General features: G+C 32.6%; 2 protein-coding genes. Both read right to left on the reverse strand.

The genetic code is table 11. From position 1 onward, the window contains the following. Positions 1-145 precede the first annotated feature (145 nt). Positions 146-481 (reverse strand): XisI protein, encoded by a 336-nt coding sequence (locus tag D5R40_RS33050; protein WP_124143062.1) that lies wholly within the window; start codon positions 479-481, stop codon positions 146-148. 160 nt (positions 482-641) lie between these two features. Next, positions 642-1,058 (reverse strand): XisH family protein, encoded by a 417-nt coding sequence (locus D5R40_RS33055; RefSeq protein WP_124143063.1) that lies wholly within the window; start codon positions 1,056-1,058, stop codon positions 642-644. Between the last annotated feature and the right edge of the window lie 259 nt (positions 1,059-1,317).

Consider the following 1,317-nt stretch of genomic DNA (forward strand, 5'->3'; position numbering starts at 1 on the left):
ATCATATAAGACTTCTAGCTCTTTTGCCCCTACTACAATTTGTAAATATACCAGCGCTCACTGCTATATTACCAAAATATCCTCCGAACGTTGACAATTATACAGTAGGTTCAGTTTTGCATAGAAACTGTCTTTTTTTTCCTTTTCAAGACACAGCAAAACCTGTATATTTTCGTTTATAGGGTGCGTGAAAAGCTAGAACAATATCTGACGATGGTACTCCTAAATCTACTAATTCACTAGCAATACCAATTTCTGTACCATCATGTTGTATCCAAATTTTTTCATTTTTAATATCTATTTGTAATACACAACCCCGTACTCGTCTATTGCCGTGCCAACCTACATTTATTAATTGGTAATGGTCGCGTTCTTCATCAAAAATAACTTGTACTTCTATCTCTCCATAAGATGGTTTATATTGACTATAGTCGGTAATAATCTTTTTAATATTTTCTCGATATTTAGCTAATTTTTCCATTGCACAATAACCTCTTTTTTAGCATCATAGACAATTAATTTAATTTCATTTTCTTCAACTACTATAGCAATCCTAAATAAGTTGTGACAAATCAAAGAGTAGATCAAAAAACTGAAACTCCCATCTGTTCCCTTTTCCCAGTTAAGTGTTCCCTATTTAGCTAATTTTTCCATTGAACAATAACCTCTTTTTTAGCATCATAGACAATTAATTTAATTTCATTTTCTTCAACTACTACTTGGGTAAAAATAAGAGTAAAAAAACTTTCATAAGCATCTTCAGACACAGCTAAATAGAGAGTTCTGCCTGGTTGATTTCTCCTTAATACTGTTCGATAGTTAATAAATTGCCCCAAGGCGTTATGAAATTCGGAAATTAGGGACTGTCGAAGAAAACTTTTGATTTCAACTGCGATTTGTTTTCCCTCTTTTTCAGCGCCAATAAGTTTTTCAGCACCCAGATCGACATACATATCAACACCACCAAATTCTAGATAAAGGGGGTCATCAGTAATTGTCCAATTTTCTTTGATTAAAGCGTTTTTAACAGCATCATGGAAGATATCTTTAGCAGGCATAATACCAAATTGATAAATGTTTGCTACAAATAGCTAGGATATTTCTTAGGAGTCAGGAGTCAGGAGTCAGGAGTCAGAATGAATACTATTTAAAGCGTTTTTTAGGTCGTAAATCATCGTTTTTGTCAAAGAGCATATCCTACATTTGTCTTTTTATTCCTTTTACTATTCGTAACATTATTTTTTAAAATTGGCATAATTTTATATCATGTCCGGTTAAACAGTGATAAATAAATAACTACGGAGTCCTCAGGAGTCA

The organism is Okeania hirsuta (assembly GCF_003838195.1).
Lineage (GTDB): Bacteria > Cyanobacteriota > Cyanobacteriia > Cyanobacteriales > Microcoleaceae > Okeania > Okeania hirsuta.

Coding starts and splice junctions, on each gene's coding strand:
- D5R40_RS33050 (WP_124143062.1), bottom strand. CDS start 481: ATGGAAAAATTAGCTAAATATCGAGAAAATATTAAAAAGATTATTACC.
- D5R40_RS33055 (WP_124143063.1), bottom strand. CDS start 1,058: ATGCCTGCTAAAGATATCTTCCATGATGCTGTTAAAAACGCTTTAATC.